Source organism: Shewanella sp. T24-MNA-CIBAN-0130, from assembly GCF_040310185.1.
GTDB classification, from domain to species: Bacteria; Pseudomonadota; Gammaproteobacteria; order Enterobacterales; family Shewanellaceae; genus Shewanella; species Shewanella psychromarinicola.
In genome coordinates, this window is the sequence record NZ_JBEOPP010000243.1 from 1 (window position 1) to 284 (window position 284).

Below are 284 nucleotides of genomic sequence, written 5' to 3' on the forward strand. Positions count from 1 at the left end.
TGGCTCCCCAAACTGGACTCGAACCAGTGACATACGGATTAACAGTCCGCCGTTCTACCAACTGAACTATTGGGGAATTATTTCGATAACAGTAAATATTGGCTCCCCAAACTGGACTCGAACCAGTGACATACGGATTAACAGTCCGCCGTTCTACCAACTGAACTATTGGGGAATTATATTTACATCTCAACTCATATGACTAAATGGCTCCCCAGACTGGACTCGAACCAGTGACATACGGATTAACAGTCCGCCGTTCTACCAACTGAACTACTGGGGAA

Annotated in this window: 3 tRNA genes; all 3 read right to left on the bottom strand. The window is 45.8% G+C overall.

Annotated elements, in window-relative coordinates:
- Window positions 1-76 (bottom strand) — tRNA-Asn (locus AAEZ02_RS22230).
- 23 nt (window positions 77-99) lie between these two features.
- Window positions 100-175, bottom strand: a tRNA-Asn gene (locus AAEZ02_RS22235).
- 32 nt (window positions 176-207) lie between these two features.
- Window positions 208-283 (bottom strand) — tRNA-Asn (locus tag AAEZ02_RS22240).
- Between the last annotated feature and the right edge of the window lies 1 nt (window position 284).